The organism is Methanobacterium paludis (assembly GCF_000214725.1).
GTDB lineage: Archaea > Methanobacteriota > Methanobacteria > Methanobacteriales > Methanobacteriaceae > Methanobacterium_C > Methanobacterium_C paludis.
The window spans coordinates 1214282-1233314 of sequence record NC_015574.1; the positions used below are offsets into that span (position 1 = coordinate 1214282).

At 32.8% G+C, this 19033-nt stretch carries 20 protein-coding genes; 5 read left to right on the forward strand and 15 right to left on the reverse strand.

The window, feature by feature from the left end:
- Positions 1 to 89 precede the first annotated feature (89 nt).
- Positions 90 to 1265, forward strand: a complete 1176-nt coding sequence (locus MSWAN_RS05595) for an FprA family A-type flavoprotein (protein WP_013825641.1) — start codon at positions 90 to 92, stop codon at positions 1263 to 1265.
- A gap of 136 nt (positions 1266 to 1401) precedes the next feature.
- Here the strand turns inward: MSWAN_RS05595 and MSWAN_RS05600 are convergent, their stop codons facing one another.
- Both MSWAN_RS05600 and MSWAN_RS05605 read right to left on the reverse strand, forming a co-directional pair.
- Positions 1402 to 1668 (reverse strand): hypothetical protein, encoded by a 267-nt coding sequence (locus tag MSWAN_RS05600; RefSeq protein WP_013825642.1) that lies wholly within the window; start codon positions 1666 to 1668, stop codon positions 1402 to 1404.
- An 886-nt stretch (positions 1669 to 2554) separates the two neighbouring features.
- Positions 2555 to 3031 carry a hypothetical protein gene (locus MSWAN_RS05605; protein WP_013825643.1) on the reverse strand — a complete coding sequence of 159 codons (477 nt, stop codon included), beginning with the start codon at positions 3029 to 3031 and terminating at the stop codon, positions 2555 to 2557.
- Between the two features lie 436 nt (positions 3032 to 3467).
- On the opposite strand from MSWAN_RS05605, the gene MSWAN_RS05610 reads away from it, so the two are divergent.
- Positions 3468 to 3797, forward strand: a complete 330-nt coding sequence (locus MSWAN_RS05610; protein WP_013825644.1) for a hypothetical protein — start codon at positions 3468 to 3470, stop codon at positions 3795 to 3797.
- Between the two features lie 74 nt (positions 3798 to 3871).
- Here MSWAN_RS05610 and MSWAN_RS05615 read toward each other — a convergent pair whose 3' ends face one another.
- The 4 genes from MSWAN_RS05615 to kdpA all read right to left on the reverse strand — a co-directional run bounded on the left by MSWAN_RS05615 (position 3872) and on the right by kdpA (position 10284).
- Complete coding sequence (locus MSWAN_RS05615; protein WP_013825645.1) at positions 3872 to 5827, reverse strand: DUF4118 domain-containing protein; 1956 nt, start codon at positions 5825 to 5827, stop codon at positions 3872 to 3874.
- 110 nt (positions 5828 to 5937) lie between these two features.
- Positions 5938 to 6501: a potassium-transporting ATPase subunit KdpC gene (gene kdpC, locus MSWAN_RS05620; protein WP_013825646.1), complete on the reverse strand. Its 564-nt coding sequence runs from the start codon at positions 6499 to 6501 to the stop codon at positions 5938 to 5940.
- 4 nt (positions 6502 to 6505) lie between these two features.
- A complete protein-coding gene (gene kdpB / locus MSWAN_RS05625; RefSeq protein WP_013825647.1) occupies positions 6506 to 8566 on the reverse strand; it encodes a potassium-transporting ATPase subunit KdpB in 2061 nt (686 codons plus the stop codon).
- Between the two features lie 11 nt (positions 8567 to 8577).
- Entirely contained in the window at positions 8578 to 10284 is a 1707-nt protein-coding gene (gene kdpA / locus MSWAN_RS05630; RefSeq protein WP_013825648.1) for a potassium-transporting ATPase subunit KdpA, read from the reverse strand.
- 835 nt (positions 10285 to 11119) lie between these two features.
- Between kdpA and MSWAN_RS12750 the strand changes: the two genes are divergently transcribed.
- A complete protein-coding gene (locus MSWAN_RS12750; RefSeq protein ID WP_013825649.1) occupies positions 11120 to 11266 on the forward strand; it encodes a hypothetical protein in 147 nt (48 codons plus the stop codon).
- A gap of 424 nt (positions 11267 to 11690) precedes the next feature.
- Positions 11691 to 11978 carry a hypothetical protein gene (locus tag MSWAN_RS05640; protein WP_013825650.1) on the forward strand — a complete coding sequence of 96 codons (288 nt, stop codon included), beginning with the start codon at positions 11691 to 11693 and terminating at the stop codon, positions 11976 to 11978.
- A gap of 649 nt (positions 11979 to 12627) precedes the next feature.
- Here the strand turns inward: MSWAN_RS05640 and MSWAN_RS12455 are convergent.
- The 8 genes from MSWAN_RS12455 to MSWAN_RS05680 form a co-directional block, all read right to left on the reverse strand.
- Positions 12628 to 13005, reverse strand: a complete 378-nt coding sequence (locus tag MSWAN_RS12455; RefSeq protein ID WP_013825652.1) for a hypothetical protein — start codon at positions 13003 to 13005, stop codon at positions 12628 to 12630.
- 585 nt (positions 13006 to 13590) lie between these two features.
- Complete coding sequence (locus MSWAN_RS05650) at positions 13591 to 14073, reverse strand: MarR family winged helix-turn-helix transcriptional regulator (RefSeq protein ID WP_013825653.1); 483 nt, start codon at positions 14071 to 14073, stop codon at positions 13591 to 13593.
- A 22-nt stretch (positions 14074 to 14095) separates the two neighbouring features.
- Positions 14096 to 14455, reverse strand: coding sequence for a VOC family protein (locus tag MSWAN_RS05655; RefSeq protein ID WP_013825654.1), 360 nt, complete (start codon positions 14453 to 14455; stop codon positions 14096 to 14098).
- Positions 14456 to 14699: 244 nt separating this feature from the next.
- Positions 14700 to 15176, reverse strand: a complete 477-nt coding sequence (locus MSWAN_RS05660) for a hypothetical protein (protein WP_048187946.1) — start codon at positions 15174 to 15176, stop codon at positions 14700 to 14702.
- Positions 15177 to 15182: 6 nt separating this feature from the next.
- Positions 15183 to 16136: a hypothetical protein gene (locus MSWAN_RS05665; RefSeq protein WP_144011553.1), complete on the reverse strand. Its 954-nt coding sequence runs from the start codon at positions 16134 to 16136 to the stop codon at positions 15183 to 15185.
- Entirely contained in the window at positions 16048 to 16563 is a 516-nt protein-coding gene (locus MSWAN_RS05670) for a hypothetical protein (RefSeq protein WP_013825655.1), read from the reverse strand. Before MSWAN_RS05670 ends, MSWAN_RS05665 begins: the two co-directional genes overlap by 89 nt.
- 78 nt (positions 16564 to 16641) lie before the next feature.
- Positions 16642 to 16902, reverse strand: coding sequence for a hypothetical protein (locus MSWAN_RS05675; RefSeq protein ID WP_013825656.1), 261 nt, complete (start codon positions 16900 to 16902; stop codon positions 16642 to 16644).
- A 26-nt stretch (positions 16903 to 16928) separates the two neighbouring features.
- Positions 16929 to 17123 carry a hypothetical protein gene (locus MSWAN_RS05680; protein WP_013825657.1) on the reverse strand — a complete coding sequence of 65 codons (195 nt, stop codon included), beginning with the start codon at positions 17121 to 17123 and terminating at the stop codon, positions 16929 to 16931.
- Between the two features lie 515 nt (positions 17124 to 17638).
- On the opposite strand from MSWAN_RS05680, the gene MSWAN_RS05685 reads away from it, so the two are divergent.
- Positions 17639 to 18013 (forward strand): hypothetical protein, encoded by a 375-nt coding sequence (locus tag MSWAN_RS05685; protein ID WP_013825658.1) that lies wholly within the window; start codon positions 17639 to 17641, stop codon positions 18011 to 18013.
- Positions 18014 to 18222: 209 nt separating this feature from the next.
- Here MSWAN_RS05685 and MSWAN_RS05690 read toward each other — a convergent pair whose 3' ends face one another.
- Positions 18223 to 18936 (reverse strand): hypothetical protein, encoded by a 714-nt coding sequence (locus tag MSWAN_RS05690; protein ID WP_013825659.1) that lies wholly within the window; start codon positions 18934 to 18936, stop codon positions 18223 to 18225.
- Positions 18937 to 19033 lie beyond the last annotated feature (97 nt).

Below are 19033 nucleotides of genomic sequence, written 5' to 3' on the forward strand. Positions count from 1 at the left end.
GTACATAAAACTACAAGAATGGGGAGGATTTTATGAAACCACAAGTTGGGATGAATTTGTAAAGTACAAAATTAATGGGAGGAATTTTCATGGCTTATAAAATGTTAAAGCATGATGTGTATTCTGTTGGTGCTGTAGATTGGGATAGAAGGTTATTTGATGAACTCATTAAGATTCCGGATGGAACGAGTTACAACTCATTTTTAGTAAGGGGTGTTGATAAAACAGCACTCATAGATACAGTTGATCCCTCTAAAACTCATGAACTTACAGCTAATCTTCAAAAATTAGACGTTACCCTTGATTATGTGATTGTTAACCATGCAGAACAGGATCACTCTGGATCAATTCCCAAAATCCTTGAATCCTATCCTGATGCCCAGATTGTGACCAACTCAAAATGCAAAGAATTGCTGAAGGAATTTCTTTTAATTCCTGAAGAAAAGTTTTTAACTGTAAACGACAGGGAAACCTTATCTTTAGGGGATAAAACTCTTGAATTTATATACACCCCATGGGTTCACTGGCCTGAGACCATGGCAACCTATCTAAAGGAGGATAAAATACTATTTTCCTGCGATTTTTTCGGTTCTCACTTTGCAACAAGCGATATTTTTGTAACTGATGAAGCAGCGGTTTACACAGCAGCAAAAAAATATTATGCCGAGATAATGATGCCCTTTAGAATCAACATCCAGAAAAATCTGGAAAAATTGAAGGATATTCAAATTGAAATTATCGCCCCAAGCCACGGGCCACTTTATAACAACCCTGAATTTATTTTAGACGCTTACAAAGAGTGGATATCTGACGATACTAAAAATGAAGTGATAATACCCTACACATCAATGCATGGCAGTACCAAAAAAATGGTAGAGCACCTGGCAGATGCTCTGATCGATAAAGGAATATCAGTAAAACCATTAAATTTAGCCGTAACAGACATAGGTGACGTGGCCTTAGCACTTGTAGATGCACCTACAATGGTTATAGCTTCTCCCACGGTTCTAATTGGACCTCATCCAAATGTGGTTTATGCCACTTACCTTGCAAATGCCCTGAGACCTAAATTGAAGTTTATATCGGTAATAGGTTCCTATGGGTGGGGTGGAAGAATGCTGGATCAGATTACAGGGATGTTAACGAATTTAAAGGCGGAAATCCTTGAGCCTGTTATCATTAAGGGATTCCCAAAAGAGGAGGATTTTAAAAAAATAGATGTATTGGCAGATGAAATCGTTAAAAAACATACCATGTTAAAATAATTTCATGAAAGCTTTTTTTAATATTATTTAAGTAAATTAATAAATAAGTTTACAAAAAATGTAAAAAAATAGATGAGTAATGTTTAAAATATTAAAGAGATGAATAATTTCTCTTTTAGAAATTATTATCCATTAACTATTCGGTTACTGGTATTTTCCAGAGATAGCCCAATTTCTTTCCTTTTTCCTGTTTATTTTTACCTTTCTTTTCAGTTACATGAGCTTCGCTGCCTTCCCATGTCCCTACAGTTTCATCTAAATATTTGGCTATTTCTTCACTATAACTTTTCGTTCCAATTGTGTAAGTATCAGGTTCATTATGAATATAACTGATTCCTTCACCTTTTTCTTCTATTACCTTTGATATTTCCATTAATTTTTTATAAAAGTCTACAGACACCATTTTAACTTTTTCTCCTATTCATTCTATAATATTTTTTATGGATTATTTGAGTTAAATTTAAAGATAATTTAAAATTACTAGATAAATTGAGGATTAAAACAAACATAAGCCTGAAATGCAATACTTGTTAGTTCATGTCCAATATTCAATTATCTTCCTCATAGGGTGGTTGTTTGAGCAGGATCTAAGAAAATATCCATGATTCATGATACAATCTCAAATCGAGAGATACACAATATGTTTTATTAAAAATTGTTTTAAAATTGTTGCAAATAACATCACTCTAAACAATTAAAAACTGATATTGTATTACTAATTTACAAACATCCTTATATACTGTTTATATTTATTCAGTATAAAGTTAACTATGATTTAATAAGTTAGTGTTTTTAGGTTAATTCCATGTAAATAAAATTTGGGTAGTAAATGATTTGAATCAAGTAAACGAGAGTATTTAGATTAATTAGAGTGATTAATTTATGTATAAAATTTACAGTATATGGATTCTGTTAAAGAGCTTCATAATTGGAATATTAGCAAGAATGGGTTAAGACTAGCTGCGGAAGAGATAGACACCATATACTAATAATAAAACCACTACTATCCAGTATATATAGTATATAAAAGTCGGCAATGCCAGAATCAATATTGCAAGGACAATAGCCAATATTATCAATAACATGCCGTTAGTTTTTTCGTCCAATTTTTTCACCCCTTTTTTTTAATCCTAATAAATAATTATCTTTTATTAACTATATTTTTTTTGATTACAAAACTTATCCATGGAGTAAACGTTTCAAGCTAAAAAAAAGGCAATATTTAAAGGATTTAATTTCAAAAGAGTAAATTTACTGATTAAAAATTAGATAACTGAATTAATAATTTACTAATATCCATTTAAAACCGCATGTATTTCTGTTTTTAAATCGGAATTTATGTCTTTGAGTGAAGTTATTTCTGTTAAAAAGTCTTCTTTTGTTATGTTACCCGTTACAAACTGTGTTTTAATTTCTGCCAGTTTATCTAAAGTTCTTACGGTGACGTTATTGTTATTTTCAACTGCAATCAATTCTTTATTCATCTCTTTTTGGGATATGCTTCCCTGTTTATATCTATTTTCAATATCTGACCTTTGAGACTGATAAAGTGAATTAAAATAATCATTTAAAATAGTATCCTGTTTATCAACAGATTGAATAGAGTTTTGTTGGCCCTCAACGTGCTCAACAGGCAATATCAATGCTTCAGTATCATTAGGAGATATCCCATGTTTTAAATGAAAGAAAAATGGCACTGCAACTACTATCGCTATACAAACTACCAGAATCAAAATTTTCTTATTATTAAAATTCATAACTTCCATTTTGTCTACAATGTAGTTAAATATAATGGATAAATGGCACGGATATTTCTATAATTTGATGCGCCATCAACAAGTATGAGGAATCAGTAATTTTTTTTGTCCCCAGTTGATACCTTCACCCAGTTCTAAGATACCTTCAATTACAGTTAAATTTCATCATTCACTTACATCATACAATTTCAAAAATTTGTCAATTAGAAAAATTAGTTAGAATTAATCAATAAATTATTTATTTCTCTCATCTTTGTTTAGTTAAAAAGATAAAAATATAACAAATGTTCATATGTTATAAAATAAAATTTATGATACATATGATATGTGATTATTGAACAAATTTAAAGTATAATAGACCCATTGACGCATTACTTTCCAGATCATGATTAATATTATAAAAATCGGAAGGTAACAAATGGAATGATTCAGTTGGGGTAATGAAATGTTAAAATATTTAGGTACATTAAAAAATCCAAGCAGCAATGAAATACCATCTTCAACAATTTTTCACATAAAATTTGTTGATGACAATAAGTTAACAGAAATAAAAATTGGAGAATTAAAAGAATTTATGAGTGAATATCATAGTTCAGCATACCCTGAAATACCAATTACATGGAATTTAAAGTATAATCATGATTCAAGTGTAAAAATCCAATTAAAACTCCATTATCCAGATATTAAATGGGCAAATGATAAGCGTACACAGGAAAAAATTATGATGAGTTTGAGAGAAGAATTTGAAGAAGTTTATGAAAACGAATTTTGTTAGATTTTATATTATAATTTCCAAAAAATGTAAATATCGCTGAAAAGACGATCTTGAAAAATTTAAAGGAAAATTAATCATTCTTTAATGGAATTGGACATCGTAAGAGATACTATGCTGGCAAATGATTCAATTAAATGTTTTTTCTCGTTATCTATTGATTCATCTGTTGCAATTGCCAACACACCGAGTATTCCACTGGGAACTTTTAATGGAATGTGATACCATTTTGAAGATGATAAAGTTTCAGTAGTTCTTCCAGCAGATTTTTGATGTTCAAAAACCCAGTTAGAAACACCACACTCATTATCATCAAAACTTACATGATCCCCAAAACGAGACACAATATTCAAACGTTTTTGATCATCCTGCATCAAAATTATAACATCATAATTAAATAATTCAGATATATACTGCGTACTTCTCCCCAAAATGTCACGCAAACTTTGTGATATCAATAGGTCCTTACTGAAATCATATAAAGAAGCTATAAATTGTTCCCGCTGCCTTGTGTTCTCAACCTGTTTTTTGACTACATCTGCAAGGAAACTGGTAATTATTCCCACTATTAATAATACGAGAAATGTTGGGACAAAACGAACATCTGAAACACTGAACGAGTAATAGGGCTGTACAAATAAAAAGTCAAAAACTCCTACCGCAAGTACAGATGATAATATTCCTGCCTTCCTTCCAGATACCAAACCAGAAATCACAACAGGTATTATAAATATCATAGGTATATTTATTGCCTCGATATATGGCCTTATAACAAAACAAATTAAGGATGTAAGTCCTATGCTTAAAATACTCACTGTATATGGTTTTAATTCCTTTTTTAAACTAAAATATGGTTTTTTTACATTTTTAGTTTTTATAAACTCTTTATTTTCATTTTCCAGGATTAAAACTTGTGCTTGACTTTTTTGGATTACCTTATTGATTACAGAACCTTCAAAGATTTTCTGAAAGCGGGACCTCCTGGAATGTCCCATTATAATAAGGGTTATATTTTTGGATTTTGCAAATGAGACGATCTCATCGGATATTTTGTTACCTGCCAGACGAAAAAGATTAGCATCCAATTCTTCAGCAAGTTTAAGGTTTTTATCGAGTTGAATGACTTCTTCAGATTTCATATTAAATTTATAGGACGGATCAACATATACTGCAAAATATTCTACATTAAAAAGGTCTGAAAACCGATGTGCTACTCGTATAAGTTTTTCAGAGGATGAATTGGAACTGATACATACCATTATCCGGTTACTGGCATCCCACGGTCCAATGATTTTTTCCTGTTTTAAAAAATAATCCATATCATAGTCAATGTGTGTTGTAGTGTAACGCAGAGCAAGTTCACGTAACGCAACCAGATTTCTTTCTCTAAAGAATCTTTCCATTGCTTGTTTAGCTTTTTCAGGTATGTAAACTTTCCCTTCCTTTAATCTTTCAATTAATTCTCCTGTAGGTAGGTCCACAAGCTCTATTTTATCTGTCATTTGAATAATTCTATCAGGAACTGTTTCTTTAACCTGCACACCAGTTATTTGCTTAATTATGTCATTCACGCTTTCTATGTGCTGTATATTCAATGTTGTGTATACTGTTATACCCTGACTTAAAAGTTCTTCAACATCATTGTAACGTTTTAAATGGCGTGAACCTGGCACATTTGTGTGTGCCAGTTCATCGACCATAACATAATCTGGTTTTCTTTTTAAAACAGCGTCAATATCAAATTCTTCTAATAAAATTTCTTTATATTTGATTTTTCTTTGTGGTATCACCTCCAGACCTTTAAGGAGATCCTGAGTTTCCTTTCTACCGTGGGTTTCAGCTATTCCCACAACCACATCTTTTTTATTTTCATTCAGAACACGTGCCTCACTTAACATTCTGTAAGTTTTACCAACACCCGCCACGTATCCAAGGAAAATCTTCAGGTACCCCTTATTTTGATCCTGCTTACTTTCTTCTTCCTTTATCTGACTTAAAAGCTCGTCAGGATCCGGTCGTTTAATTTCTGTCATTTTGTTTTCCTTCTATTATCCCAATTCAAATTTCAATTCAGCATTTTCATTCAAATGATTTTCTTTAATTCCATTAAATTGAGATAAATACTACAATACCATTTTATATTTCATTTTTTAAGATTGTCGAGTGCAAGGTTGAGTTTTAACACATTTACTATACTAACATCTGAACCAAACATAGATGTTTGCTTGTATTGATCCACAAGTTTTACAACTTCTGCCTCGCTAATTCCCCTTGCTTTGGCAACCCTTGGAACCTGGATCAATGCAGAGTCCACAGAAATGTAGGGTTCAAGTCCACTGGCAGATGTCATGACAAGATCTGACGGAACTGATGCATTTGATGCTAATGAATTTTCCTGTCTTACCTGGTTTACTCTTTGTTGCACCTGATCTATAAGTTTCTGATTTGTAGGCCCTAAATTACTTCCACTGGAAGAGCTTGAGTTATAATCTATAGCTGATGGCCTTCCATGGAAATACTGGGGACTTGAAAAGTTTTGTCCTATAAGCTGTGAGCCTACAACTGTACCATTTTCAGTTATCAAACCACCATTTGCTTGATTTGGAAATGCAACCTGCGATACAGCTGTAACTGCCAGAGGATAAATAATTCCCAAAAGTACAGTTAGTACCACAAACATCATAACTGCATTTTTAATTGTTTTCATATTTTCAGCCTCCTAAACCAAGAAGGGTTATTAAAATGTCTATGAGTTTAATACCTATAAAGGGCAGTATAAGTCCACCAACTCCGTATATTAAAATATTCAATCCCAGTAACTCAGATACTGATGATGTTGAACGGAATTTAACTCCTCTTAAAGCTAAAGGAATTAGTAGAGGTATTATGATGGCGTTGAATATGACTGCGGATAAAACAGCACTGGTGGGCGTTGAAAGTCCCATAATATTCAGCACACCTAATTCAGGGTAAGTAACTGCAAATATGGCTGGAATAATGGCAAAATATTTGGCCACATCATTTGCTATGCTAAATGTTGTTAGTGCACCACGGGTTATGAGTATTTCTTTGCCTATCTCAACTATCTCCAGTAGTTTGGATGGTGATGAATCAAGGTCAATCATATTAGCAGCTTCTCTGGCTGCAGAAGTACCTGCACTCATTGCAACTGCAACATCTGCTTGTGCAAGTGCTGGGGCATCGTTTGTGCCGTCTCCAATCATTGCAACAAGATGCTGCTGTTCATCTGATTGATATTTACGTATCATCTCCAGTTTGGTTTCCGGCTTGGCATTGGCACTGAAATCATCTACCCCTGCTTCAGCTGCTATTGATGCAGCGGTTAAAGCATTGTCTCCAGTGATCATGATTGAAGTTATGCCCATTCTTCTTAGCTGTTGCAGTTTGTTTTTAATACCCTTTTTAACAATATCTTTAAGCCGTATAACTCCCATAACTCCTTTTTCATTTGCAACTACAAGGGGCGTGTCCCCCTTAACTGATATTCCCTCAACAACTTTTTTTATCTCATCTGAAACATTTTCATTGTGATTCTGGACAAATTCTTCTATGGCATCTGCAGATCCTTTTCTGATCATGCTAGAACCAGTATTTATTCCACTCATACGTGATTCTGGTGTGAAAGGAACAAATACAGATTCTGCAGATGGTTTTATATCACTACCTCTTATGTTCAACTCTTTTTTTGCTAATTTAACTATACTACGTCCTTCAGGAGTTTCATCGGCAAGGGAAGATATTAAAGACGCATTAACCATATCATTTGTTTTCACACCGTTTGCAGGGATAAATTCTGTGGCCATCCTGTTTCCAAGGGTTATTGTACCCGTCTTATCAAGTAAAACCACATCAACATCTCCAGCAGCTTCAACTGCCCTACCGCTCAGTGCAACAACATTGTGCTGTAAAAGCCTATCCATACCAGCAATACCAATGGCCGGTAAAAGTGCCCCTATTGTAGTTGGCATCAAACAGACCAGAAGAGCTATGAGAATAGGTGTGGTAATGGCAATTCCCATATAACCCGCAAATGTTGAAAGTGTAATTACAACTGTAATAAACAATGCTGTCAAACCTATAAGAAGGATCTCAAGAGCTTTTTCATTGGGTGTTTTTTCCCTTTTAGCACTCTCTACCATGTTTATCATGTTGTCCAGGAAACTCTTTCCGGATTCAACTGTTATTTTGACCTTAATGGTTCCTGAAAGTATTTTAGTACCTCCAGTTACACCACATTTATCCCCTCCAGACTCCCTTATAACAGGGGCAGATTCTCCAGTTATTGCAGATTCATCAACAAGTGATGTACCTTCAATTATGTCTCCATCACTTGGTATGAGTTCTCCTTCTTCAACCAGGACAACGTCATTTTTGACAAGTGTTGGTGCCGGTACTTCTTTTACCTCACTGTTTTTCATGATTTTTTTGGCAATCACTTCATTTCTGGTTTTTCTTAATGATTCTGCCCTTGCCTTTCCCTGACTTTCAGCTATTGCTTCTGCAAAGTTTGCAAAAAGAACTGTGAACCACAGCCAAATTGTGATCTGGAGGTTGAAATCGAAGCTTGCACCAGAAATTATGTTTAAAATGGTTAGTAATGTTGTAATTACAGCACCTACTTCCACTATAAGCATTACAGGATTTCTTATGAGTTTTAAAGGGTTAAGTCGAGTGAATGATCCTTTAAATGATTGTTTTAAAATTTCTCCTTGAAAAATACTTGATGTTTGTTTTGATGATGTTTCTTTCATTTTTCCACCTCCTATGCAAATATCTTACCTGCTTGCAAGAATAAATGTTCTAGACCGGGCCCTAGGGCAAATACGGGGAAGAAAGTTAGTGCTCCAATAATTATCACCACAGCCACAACCATAATAACAAAGAGAGGTCCTGTGGTTGGGAATGATGCAGAACTCATTGAAACTTTTCCTTTTTGGGCTAAAGCTCCGGCAATTGCTATAGCTGGAATTATTGTAGCAAATCTACCTATTAGCATTGCCAATCCTGTTGTCAGATTATAGAACACTGTGTTCACAGTTAATCCTCCAAATGCTGAACCGTTATTGGCTATTGTTGAGAAATATGCATACAATATTTCACTTAAACCATGAGCTGAAGGATTGCTAATTCCTGCCAATCCATCAGGTGTGGATAGGGCCAAAGCTGAAAGTATTAATACGCTGGCAGGTGCCCCTATTAATGGTATCAATGCCAACTTCATTTCATAGGGTCCTAATTTTTTACCCAGAAATTCTGGAGTTCTTCCTATCATCAGTCCTGCTATGAACATGGTTAATATGACATAGAATAATAGACCCGCCAGTCCAACACCTATTCCTCCGAATATAACTTCACCTGTGCCCATATTGAACATGTAAACCAGTCCTGTAAGTGGCATGGTACTGTCATGCATTGAGTTTACACCACCGTTTGAAACATCAGTTGTGAGAACACCCCACAAAACAGAGTTTGTGGTTCCAAGCCGGACCTCTTTACCTTCCATGTTTTGTCCAGTTACCCCCATTTTCTCTATCACTGGGTTTGGATGATCTTCAGACCATAAAGCAACACCAAGCCCCATTATCAGTAACACCATCATCACTGCAAAAAGAGCCAATCCTTGTTTTATGTTCCTAACTAAATATCCGAACATGAATACCAGGGACATTGGTATCAATATGATTGCCAGTGTTTCAAGGAGATTAGTGAAGCCGTTTGGATTTTCAAATGGATGTGCTGAATTCACATTGAAAAATCCCCCTCCATTGGATCCAAGCATTTTAATTGCTTCCTGTGAAGCTACAGGTCCAAGAGGTATAATCTGACTGGCACCTTCAATGGTCTGAGCAGTAGCATAAGAATCAAATGTCTGGACAACACCTTGAGATACCAATAAAATTGCCAAGATTATAGATAATGGCAATAGAATGTAAAGAACCATTCTGGTAATGTCAACCCAGAAGTTTCCGAGTTTATCTGTATTTTTGCGTATAAAACCCCTAATAAGTACAAGGGCCGCAGCCATACCCACTGCCGCTGAAAGGAAGTTTTGCACAGCGAGTCCTACCATCTGTGTCAGGTAGCTCATGGTTGTTTCACCAGCATAAGCCTGCCAGTTGGTGTTAGTTACAAATGATATTGCAGTGTTAAGGGCTGTGTCCCATCTGACACCAGAAAAGCCTTCCGGATTCAAAGGTAGTATTCCCTGTATTAATTGAATAATAAAAACAAATAATATTGCGAGAATATTAAATAGAATAAGTGCCTTGGCGTATCCCTTCCAAGTCATTTCTTCAGCCTCATCCACACCACAAATACGATATATGAACTTTTCCACAGGGCGAACTAAAGGAGTCATAAAATTCTTTTCGCCACTGAATACTTTTGACATGTACTTACCCAGAGGCCATGCAAGAAGTATCGCCACTACAAAGAATAAAATAATGTAAATCAAGCTGTTAACATCCATATACTTAACCTCCCATAGATTCTAGCATGTATAAATTATAATAAAATGTTAGATTGAATTTAATCAAGTTTGATGAATCTGTTTCAGATTCAAAGGATTTTGATCTTTGAAAACTAAATAAATCTTGAACTGTGGTTTTTAATTTTTTAAGATATGAGTTTCCTTTAAGATTTGATATTTGCATTCAAACACCACTTTAACTAAAGGTATCTAAATTAGATTTTTTTTGTTCTTAAATTCATTATTTTTGCAGGAGTTAAGCTGAAAAAGATTATCTGCTCTTCTTATTTTTTACAAACTTTTAGTTGGGGGTTCTTAATTTTTTTAACTAAACTCCAAGCCATCCTTTATTATTACTTTCACATATAAAGTTTTCGATTAAAAACGCCGTAAAACTCTTATTTTTTTAATAACTGTGTTATAATGTACAGCATAAATGAAGGTAGTAAATTATATACCCTAAATAAATATTGGAAGTCCGATAAATCATTAAAATGTATTTAAAGCTATTCTTTTAGATTCAAAATGTAACTAAAATATTTCCTATCTTTAATATTGAAATAAATCTTAATGAACCCTGATTCAAAGCTTAAATTACACATATTTTTTATTAGATACATTTTGAAAGTATTAAATTTAATTTAGGAATTTCTATTTTATATTACAGCTTTTGTTATGTATCTAAGATTTCTGTTGCATTACTTGGGATTTTTATTACATTATATGGTTCTATTATTAAATTAATTTTATGATCGTGTTTTTCTTTTGAACAGATTTGTAACGAATAATAAGATAATATTAATTTGTAAATAATATTAAAAACAAATAAATTAACATGGCAGCAGATGAAGACGAACTTAAAAAACTAAAAAAAAAGAGGGAAAGAGAGATAACAATCTTAATAATGGCTGCTGTGTTAATTCTTCTTCTAACCGTTATTATAATAGGCATTTTGATACATACAGGTCAGTACAGGATTTAAATACATTTTAAAACAGTTAAAATAGAATAGTTAAAATTAATTTTTAAGAGAAACCAGTGGGTTGAACTATTTCTTCAAATATTTTTTGTAAATATTTTATTATTTTCTATTCAATTATTTCTGTCATTTACTGGCTTAAAATAATTCTATACTCAATTCAAACTGTACATGTTATCATTATTAATACCCCTAAGATTCATAAAATAGGATGTGTGGGGAAATATTCTTGAATTACCAATTGCTCCATTGATATTTTTATTGAGAAACATCCCCACACGAAAAAAATTAATTAAACTGTCAATTTCACTTTAAGCATTTCAACATGTGTAGTACATAGATAGCAAGTTGAAAGGCCCTCAAATTCGTGAGCAATGTTAATAAATCGGTTTACCATTGAATACATAAGAGAATATTGGAAGGCTAAATGTACGGTTTGAGTGAGAAGATTTTAAATTTACTAGGAGAGATTTTTAAGATGAATATTAAAAATTATGGAAAATATTGGACAGCTGGACTTTTTATTGCAGGAATCACTGGAGCAGTATCCTTCTTTGTTAAAAGTGCTATATCATATTCACAGAAATTCGTTCCATTATGGTTTGGAAAGACATTAGAGTTGATAATTGGTTTATTTGTTTTATTTGTTGTTTTATGGGGTTATGGGAAGTTAATTAAAATAATTTACGAGAAATTTAATTTGAAAGATTATTAAATCTTGCAGAATATTATGAATCATGGATTAATTCTCGTAAAATGGATTAATTCTCGTAAAATGGATTAATTCTCATAAATAACAATAGCAAAATTTACAATAAAATGTTGACGGGAATTCCTTTATAAAATAACTCCAGAACTTTCAGCAGACATGATGGTGGATCGACATGAAACATCTTAATACTAAATTTAATTTAAATGGAAGTGTTATAAGTGTTGCATCACTCACTTTCATGTTTATTACCGTTAAACTCTATGATTTTGGAAGTTATGTATTGTGGATACCAAGTTTATTGACAGGCCTTTATATTGGATTGGAATTGAGAAATAAGCCTAATTTTTTACTTAATTTTATTGCTACATTTTTCATATCACTCCTGATAAGCATTATAGTGTTATTTCAATTATTCATTAGATTACGTTAAAATTGATATTGAGTCTTTTGAGCCTATTCCTTTTAAGTTTGCAAATCTAAAAGTGTTGCAACATTTCTGTACACTTAAAACCCCTCTTTCAGTGCTTTTTATTATGTAAATAAGATTATATTTATGTAAATAAAATTATATTGCTTCATTTTTCAAATTGGACTTTAAAAAATATAAAAAAAATAGGTAAAATTAGTATTCTCATTATGTATTAAAAGTCATTTAGTTAAAATGACTATTTCTTAACATATCTACATCTTTAAACTGATTCAACCGTTCAAACATGAGTTCTCCAGGACTTTTTTGTGCAATTTCTGCACTTTTTACATTAGTTACAACAACTGGCTTTGGGATCTCATATTCATGAAGATACAATTGGGATCCTCCTGCTTTACAGTGTCCATCAGCTGCACAATAATCAGCACCACAAACATCGCAGGTCCATTCACCTTCAGATGTTCCTTTTGGGTTCCACTCAAGACACTCATAATGATGACAGAAAGGACAATAGTTTTCAAAGATACCTATGTGATAGGTATATGAACATTCACCACAACTGCATAGTGCCGTGGCCTTTACGTATTCATCTTGAACAGTCACATTATAAGCATTAGATGCACTTGAAACTGGTAAAATTAGGAAGATTCCTACGAGTAAAAGTATTCCAAATAATTTAATCTTAATTTAATCGCCTCCTAAATGGTTTGTTCATCAGCCAAAATCCGCATTGCGTGAATTTGACCATGCCACATTTTTGCCACCGGAGTTTAACGTCTAAACTTTTAGACGATAAATGTCATAATATCACCCTCCTAGTTAATATTGGTTTAAATAGGTTATAAACCTAAAGCAAGATGTTTAGTAAAAAGGATATTTTTTTGAAAAATTCACCGCACGGGTAACTTTTCAACTCTCGTGTTAAAGTTGGGAACATGCTAACAGAAATAATTTTTCAAAAAAAGGAATTATTAATTGACTTTGAGATCGAAGCTCACTGAATTTTGGTATATACAGTATATACAAATATACGGTATATACGGCTTCCAGGATACCCTTGATTTTTTACTTATTTATTAATTAATTATTTATTAATTATTTAATTATAATATAATGGCTGGTGGTTCTACGAGGGGTATTGTTTGTTTTTTTGGCTTGAAATTGGATTTTGTGAAAGCGGGTTAAAAATTATTTATTTTTAAAGTATTCTTTTTGATTTAACTGTAAAATATTTACTAACTTTTTTATAAAATCCAAGTCGTTAGTCTGTTCACTAAAAAATTTATTTTCCATCTCTTCAACAATTTGAAGTGCTTTTTTTATCCTTTCACGCCCATCATCTGTTAGTGATATAGATTTTGCACGTGTATCAAATTTACATTCCTCTCTGGATATGAGATCCTTTTTTTCAAGTGTTTTCAAGACTTTTGATGTCATCATAATATTGGTTTTAGCATGATTAGCCAGCTTAACTTGAGTTATATCCTCGTCAAATCTTTCAAGCCACGCAATACCTGATAACAAAGCAAACTGTACATGAGTTAAATCAAGTTCCTTCAAATCTAAATTCATTTTACGTTGCCAAAGATGTGTTATTTGCCATAAAAGAAACCCAACGCTTTCTTCCGGTTTTTCACGCCAATATTTGACATATTCGTTATTGTCGATCATATATTTTATCCTAAAAAAAAGATTAAAGTTGATGAAATGTCAACATATATCCATCAATATCTTTTATTATAAACATTTTTCCAAACGGACCATCAATTGGAGCACTAATTATCTGTGCATCTGAATTTTTAACATTGAGGAACGTTTTTTCAATATCCTCAACACCAAACCATATGGAAACACCTAAACCTAGGGGCATGTTTTCTTTAATTTCGAACATTGGTTTACGGATAGCAAAAATAGCTCCACTATCATCTTTAAATACTACTGCATCTGGACGTTTATCTTCTGTTTTTTCAAATCCCAAAATCTCCGTATAGAACTTGGAAGAAGATTTCAAATCCTTAACTTGAACTGAAATAAAATCTAGATTTGTTTTCATATACTAATCCTCCATTATAATAACCTTGTATATTATAATCGTGATTATTATATTTATACTTTTATTGCCAAATTCAAAAAAAAATTATTGAAATCAATTTACTATCCAAATGAAAATAATCATTGATTTCCGTTCTTTATGCCCGTTTTTAACATATAAACTATATACATAAGTATGATTATAAAATAGAAAAAATTGAATCTAAACCATCTCAGATCTAAATTTTTCAAATTATTAATTGACTTCAGATCGAGGCTATTAAATTAGTTGTCTGAGGATGGTCTACTGGTAAATGTACCAGACCATTCTCATAATTCACAGCTCCAGCTGTAATTCTTGTGGTTTTATCTTTCACACTGATAATTTCTTTAACAGGTAATGCTGTGTCATTGAGTACTTGTTGTGCTAGTGCTACCTGGTAAGCGTTTGATTCTATTCCTATCTGTAAAGGTCTCCATTGTCGTCCTTTCCATATTGGTGTGATTGGTCCGTTGAATAGTTTTTTAACCGTTTTTACTTGTTCGGGAAATGAGAGTCTTTCACGATACCAGTCCAGGAAGTAAATTTTGAAAGGATCTTTCATGACACCTATTGTGGTGCATACAAAGAAGTCATTATTATCTTTTTTACCGATGGCTAAGTCGTTCCTTGATAGATCTCCATGGAATCCCATGAAGGGCATCCTGGAATTTATCTGTTTCATGTTCTGGTTTAATTGCATACCACTTCAGCCATGTTCTTTTAGGATCTTACCTTTCATTCCCGCTGCATCATTTTGATATTCACGGTTGAAAAGTACACGGCCCATGGCATTTAACTGTAAAAGGAGCTTTTTAATGCACCATTTACCAGGCCATAAGACTTTGTAACTGCCTTTGATATTTGTTACATCTACAGCCACACCAGTTTCAGGGTCATAAACATAATCCCAACTATCAGGCCATTGGAGTATGGCTTTCTCTTTAATAACATACCAGGCTGTGTTTTCTTCCATCTTGGTGTAAACATCATCATAATGTTTATGTGTACCAATACCAAGGATACGGCCTCCAGGTTCTAATAATGGTACAATTGTACCATTAACCCATTTCCAGACGTTCTCTCGACTATCAACTGTACGGCTGTTCACATCATCAATAATATCATCAAGAATAATATCTGTAAAATGTCCTCCTGTGATATCTCCAAGTAAACCTACAGCTTCTATTGTAGCGTCCCTTTTAACATCTTGCAGGGCTGAACTTTGATTATAGAATAATTGGTTATCAACCTTATTCAGGTCCAATAATTCCTTTGCAAAATCTGCTTGAATGTATGGATTTTTCTTTAAATCTGTATTAGTAAGTTTTAAAGTTTTATTGGCCTGTTTATAAGTTTTAGATAAAAGTAAAACATTACGGTTCTGATTAAAAAGAGTTATATGTTCAGGATATGCACGTGGTACAATTGTTGTTTTACCATGGTCACGTGGGGATTCAAGTAATGTAAATCTGTGTTTATTTAACTTTTTTGACCATTCAAACTGATGATCTGGAACCTGTAATTTTAGGTAATGTTTGGCGTAGTAAGGTAATGATTCTCTTGCATATTCTTTAGCGTTCAGGTTCAGGCTCTTCAGAATTTTCTCCTTGTCGTGCGAAATAGTCTGCAACTGCTTTAGCAAGTTTTCGCTCATCATCATCTAATTCCCCTGCTTTAACTTCCACAACAACAGGAGGCTCATCTTTAGTAATGTCATGTTTGACTTTGGCAGCCTGGACCCCAAGTTTATTAATATCTAATGATGTAATCCCCTGTTCCTCATCAACACATAATTCTGTACCTGCAGCGGTTTCGATAAGTCCATCTAAAAAATTCAGGTCAGAAACAATTTTATTTTTAGCTTTGTTGAATCGTTTTTTACTTTCCTGTTTTTGGTATTCTTTTACAGCTTCGGCCTTGAAATTAAAATCTTTTTTCCTGTACTTGTTGATAGTTGGTCGTGATATTGGAGCTCCATTTTCTTTAAGCCATTCTACTATATATGTATCTGGCTTACCTTCCGTTATCATCTCCTCAATTTCTTTTTTGTAAGGAGATTTTTTAACTGCACTTGGTCTTCCAGCCATAAAAATCACTGTAAAAGAATGTAAAGAAATTGTAAAACAATGTAAAACAATAGAAGTGTAAAAGAATAAGATAAGATTTTAATGAAATCTGATTAATGCCAACATTGCAATAATTACTGAGACTGCAAAGCCTAGAATAGATATTAGTAATCCCCACATTTTAGATTCAATTGATGTTAATCTTTTTTCAAGTTTTTTATCTTCAAGGGTGAGATTACCGTTTGTGGTTCTTTTCTCTGCCATGAAATCTATGACTTTTTCCTTCCAGGTAAAAAAAGAATCCCATCGCTTTTCGTATTTGCATTCGTGACATATCTCTACTATTTCATTTCCACCCATTTTTGATCAACTCGAAAAAAGGTGGTTTATTCTTTTTTAGAGGATTTTAGTTTTGAAGTCATGTTCTGAATTGCAGGAGCTACATAACCTGGCACAAGGAATGTTAGAAGGCCGCCTGCAACTAAAAATTCTATATCCTGTTGATGTAAGAGCATGCCTCCTATACCCATTACACCTAAAATTCCTATTACTCCAATTTTTTCATATTCTTGGTCTACCATGATTTATTCCTCCAATTTTTTTTAAATGAATTTCTAAGTTTTCTTCAGGTTCGTTACCATCATTAGAAGTCTATTATACTCATAAAACGTGATTTTTATACTATTCTCAGGTTTCATAATTTAATTAAATCTAATTATTATCCACAAATTGTCATTAAATAGGAGATGATAATCTTAAAAGTTTTAGTTAATCATTTAAACCAGGATTAAGCCCTTAATATTTTAGATTATAGAAAATAGTGATCTCTAAACTCTTTATTAAGCCATTAAACCATGATTAAGCCATTAATAGTTCGGCTTATAAGGAATGATGATCTTAAAAGCTTTAGTTAATCATTTAAACCAGAATTAAGCCCTTAATATTTTAGATTATAGAAAATAGTGATCTCTAAACTCTTTATTAAGCCATTAAACCATGATTAAGCCCATAATATTTTGGCTTATGTAAAATAGAGATCTTTATAAGCGTTAAAAAATAAAAATAATTATTATTTTTGTGGAGACTTAGTGATAAGATGTTAAAATACTTGGGCTTATTAAAAGAACCAAACGGTAAGAAAACATCAACAACCACAACTTTTGAAGTGACATTTGTTGAAAATAAGGTGATAGCTGAAACAGAATTTGCAGAGTTAACAAAATTTATGGGTGAATATTATGGGATTCCCCGTCCTCAAACATCCATTACATGGAGATTAACTTATAATTCTGATTCAACAGTATTAATTCGATTAAAATTCGAATATTTGGATATTGGATGGCCAAATGAGAATATCAGACAAGACAGGTATAATGAAATTTTGGTATCTGAATTTGAAATAGTTTATAAAAAATTTTTGGAACCTAAATTGTTTAAACCAGTCCCCAAGTTTTCGGGCCTGGAAAAATAAGAGATTTTTATTAAAACTTGACTTTCATCCCTGGAAAAAAATAGTTGCTCTCATTTTCCCAGGGAGTTGTCAAGGAGGTAAAAAAATAAATTTTAAGGTAGGAATGGAGGGAATTGCACCCTCCCTATGGTTGTGTCTGCATGTAAAAGATCTAAAGTTTTGAGACAACCCTTAATGTTGCCTACTATAATAGAGCGTCTTATAAATTTTCACTTTCTCATTAATCTGTTGAGATTTTGTTTCATAACCCTATAATTACTCATGTTTAATCCAACGGAGATAAATGGGTCACGGTTAAATCTTAATTCTCGTCCTCGTCCATCTTGTTCAAGGACATATCTACATACTCCTGCAATCACTGTTTTTGCTTTAACACGACTATGAATTTCTTTTAGAGTGTGGTTTTTTAGTATATACTTAACCCTGTCTTTTTGGAACATGTTCATCTGTAATTGGGATCCGAAAATATCTACTGTGATCAAGTAATGTGATTTACGATATTCTGTTTTTTTTACTCCTTTTGGAGGTCTGAGAAAGTTTTCTTCAGTTTCAAGTTTTAAATGTCTTTTTGATTTGAGTTTACATAGAACAGCCCATTCTTCATCTGTTATTCCTGTATCTCGTGGTAATGATTCGAATGTTTTACCAATATAATCTCTATTTCCTTTTGGTTTTCCTTTAGAAAGGGCTCCACATCGTTGACATACAGTTTCACCCCTCCATTGATCTGATGCTTTGATTTCATGTCCACATTCCGAACATTTGCCATATTCAACTCTTTCAACTTTCTTCTTTCTACCATTGCTACTGACCGTACCAACAATTATTGAATCCTTTCGATAACGGTCATGCTTTGCATGGGTTATTTTAGATATTTTTAATGCTTGATCATATTTTGTGGTGTTTTCAGGTTCAATAGACAATTCAAGATTCCCCCGATGCTCATATTAATAATATATCAGAACTAACAGGGGTATAAACTAAAGCGAGATATTTCAGGTAAAAAAATAGGGATAGTAA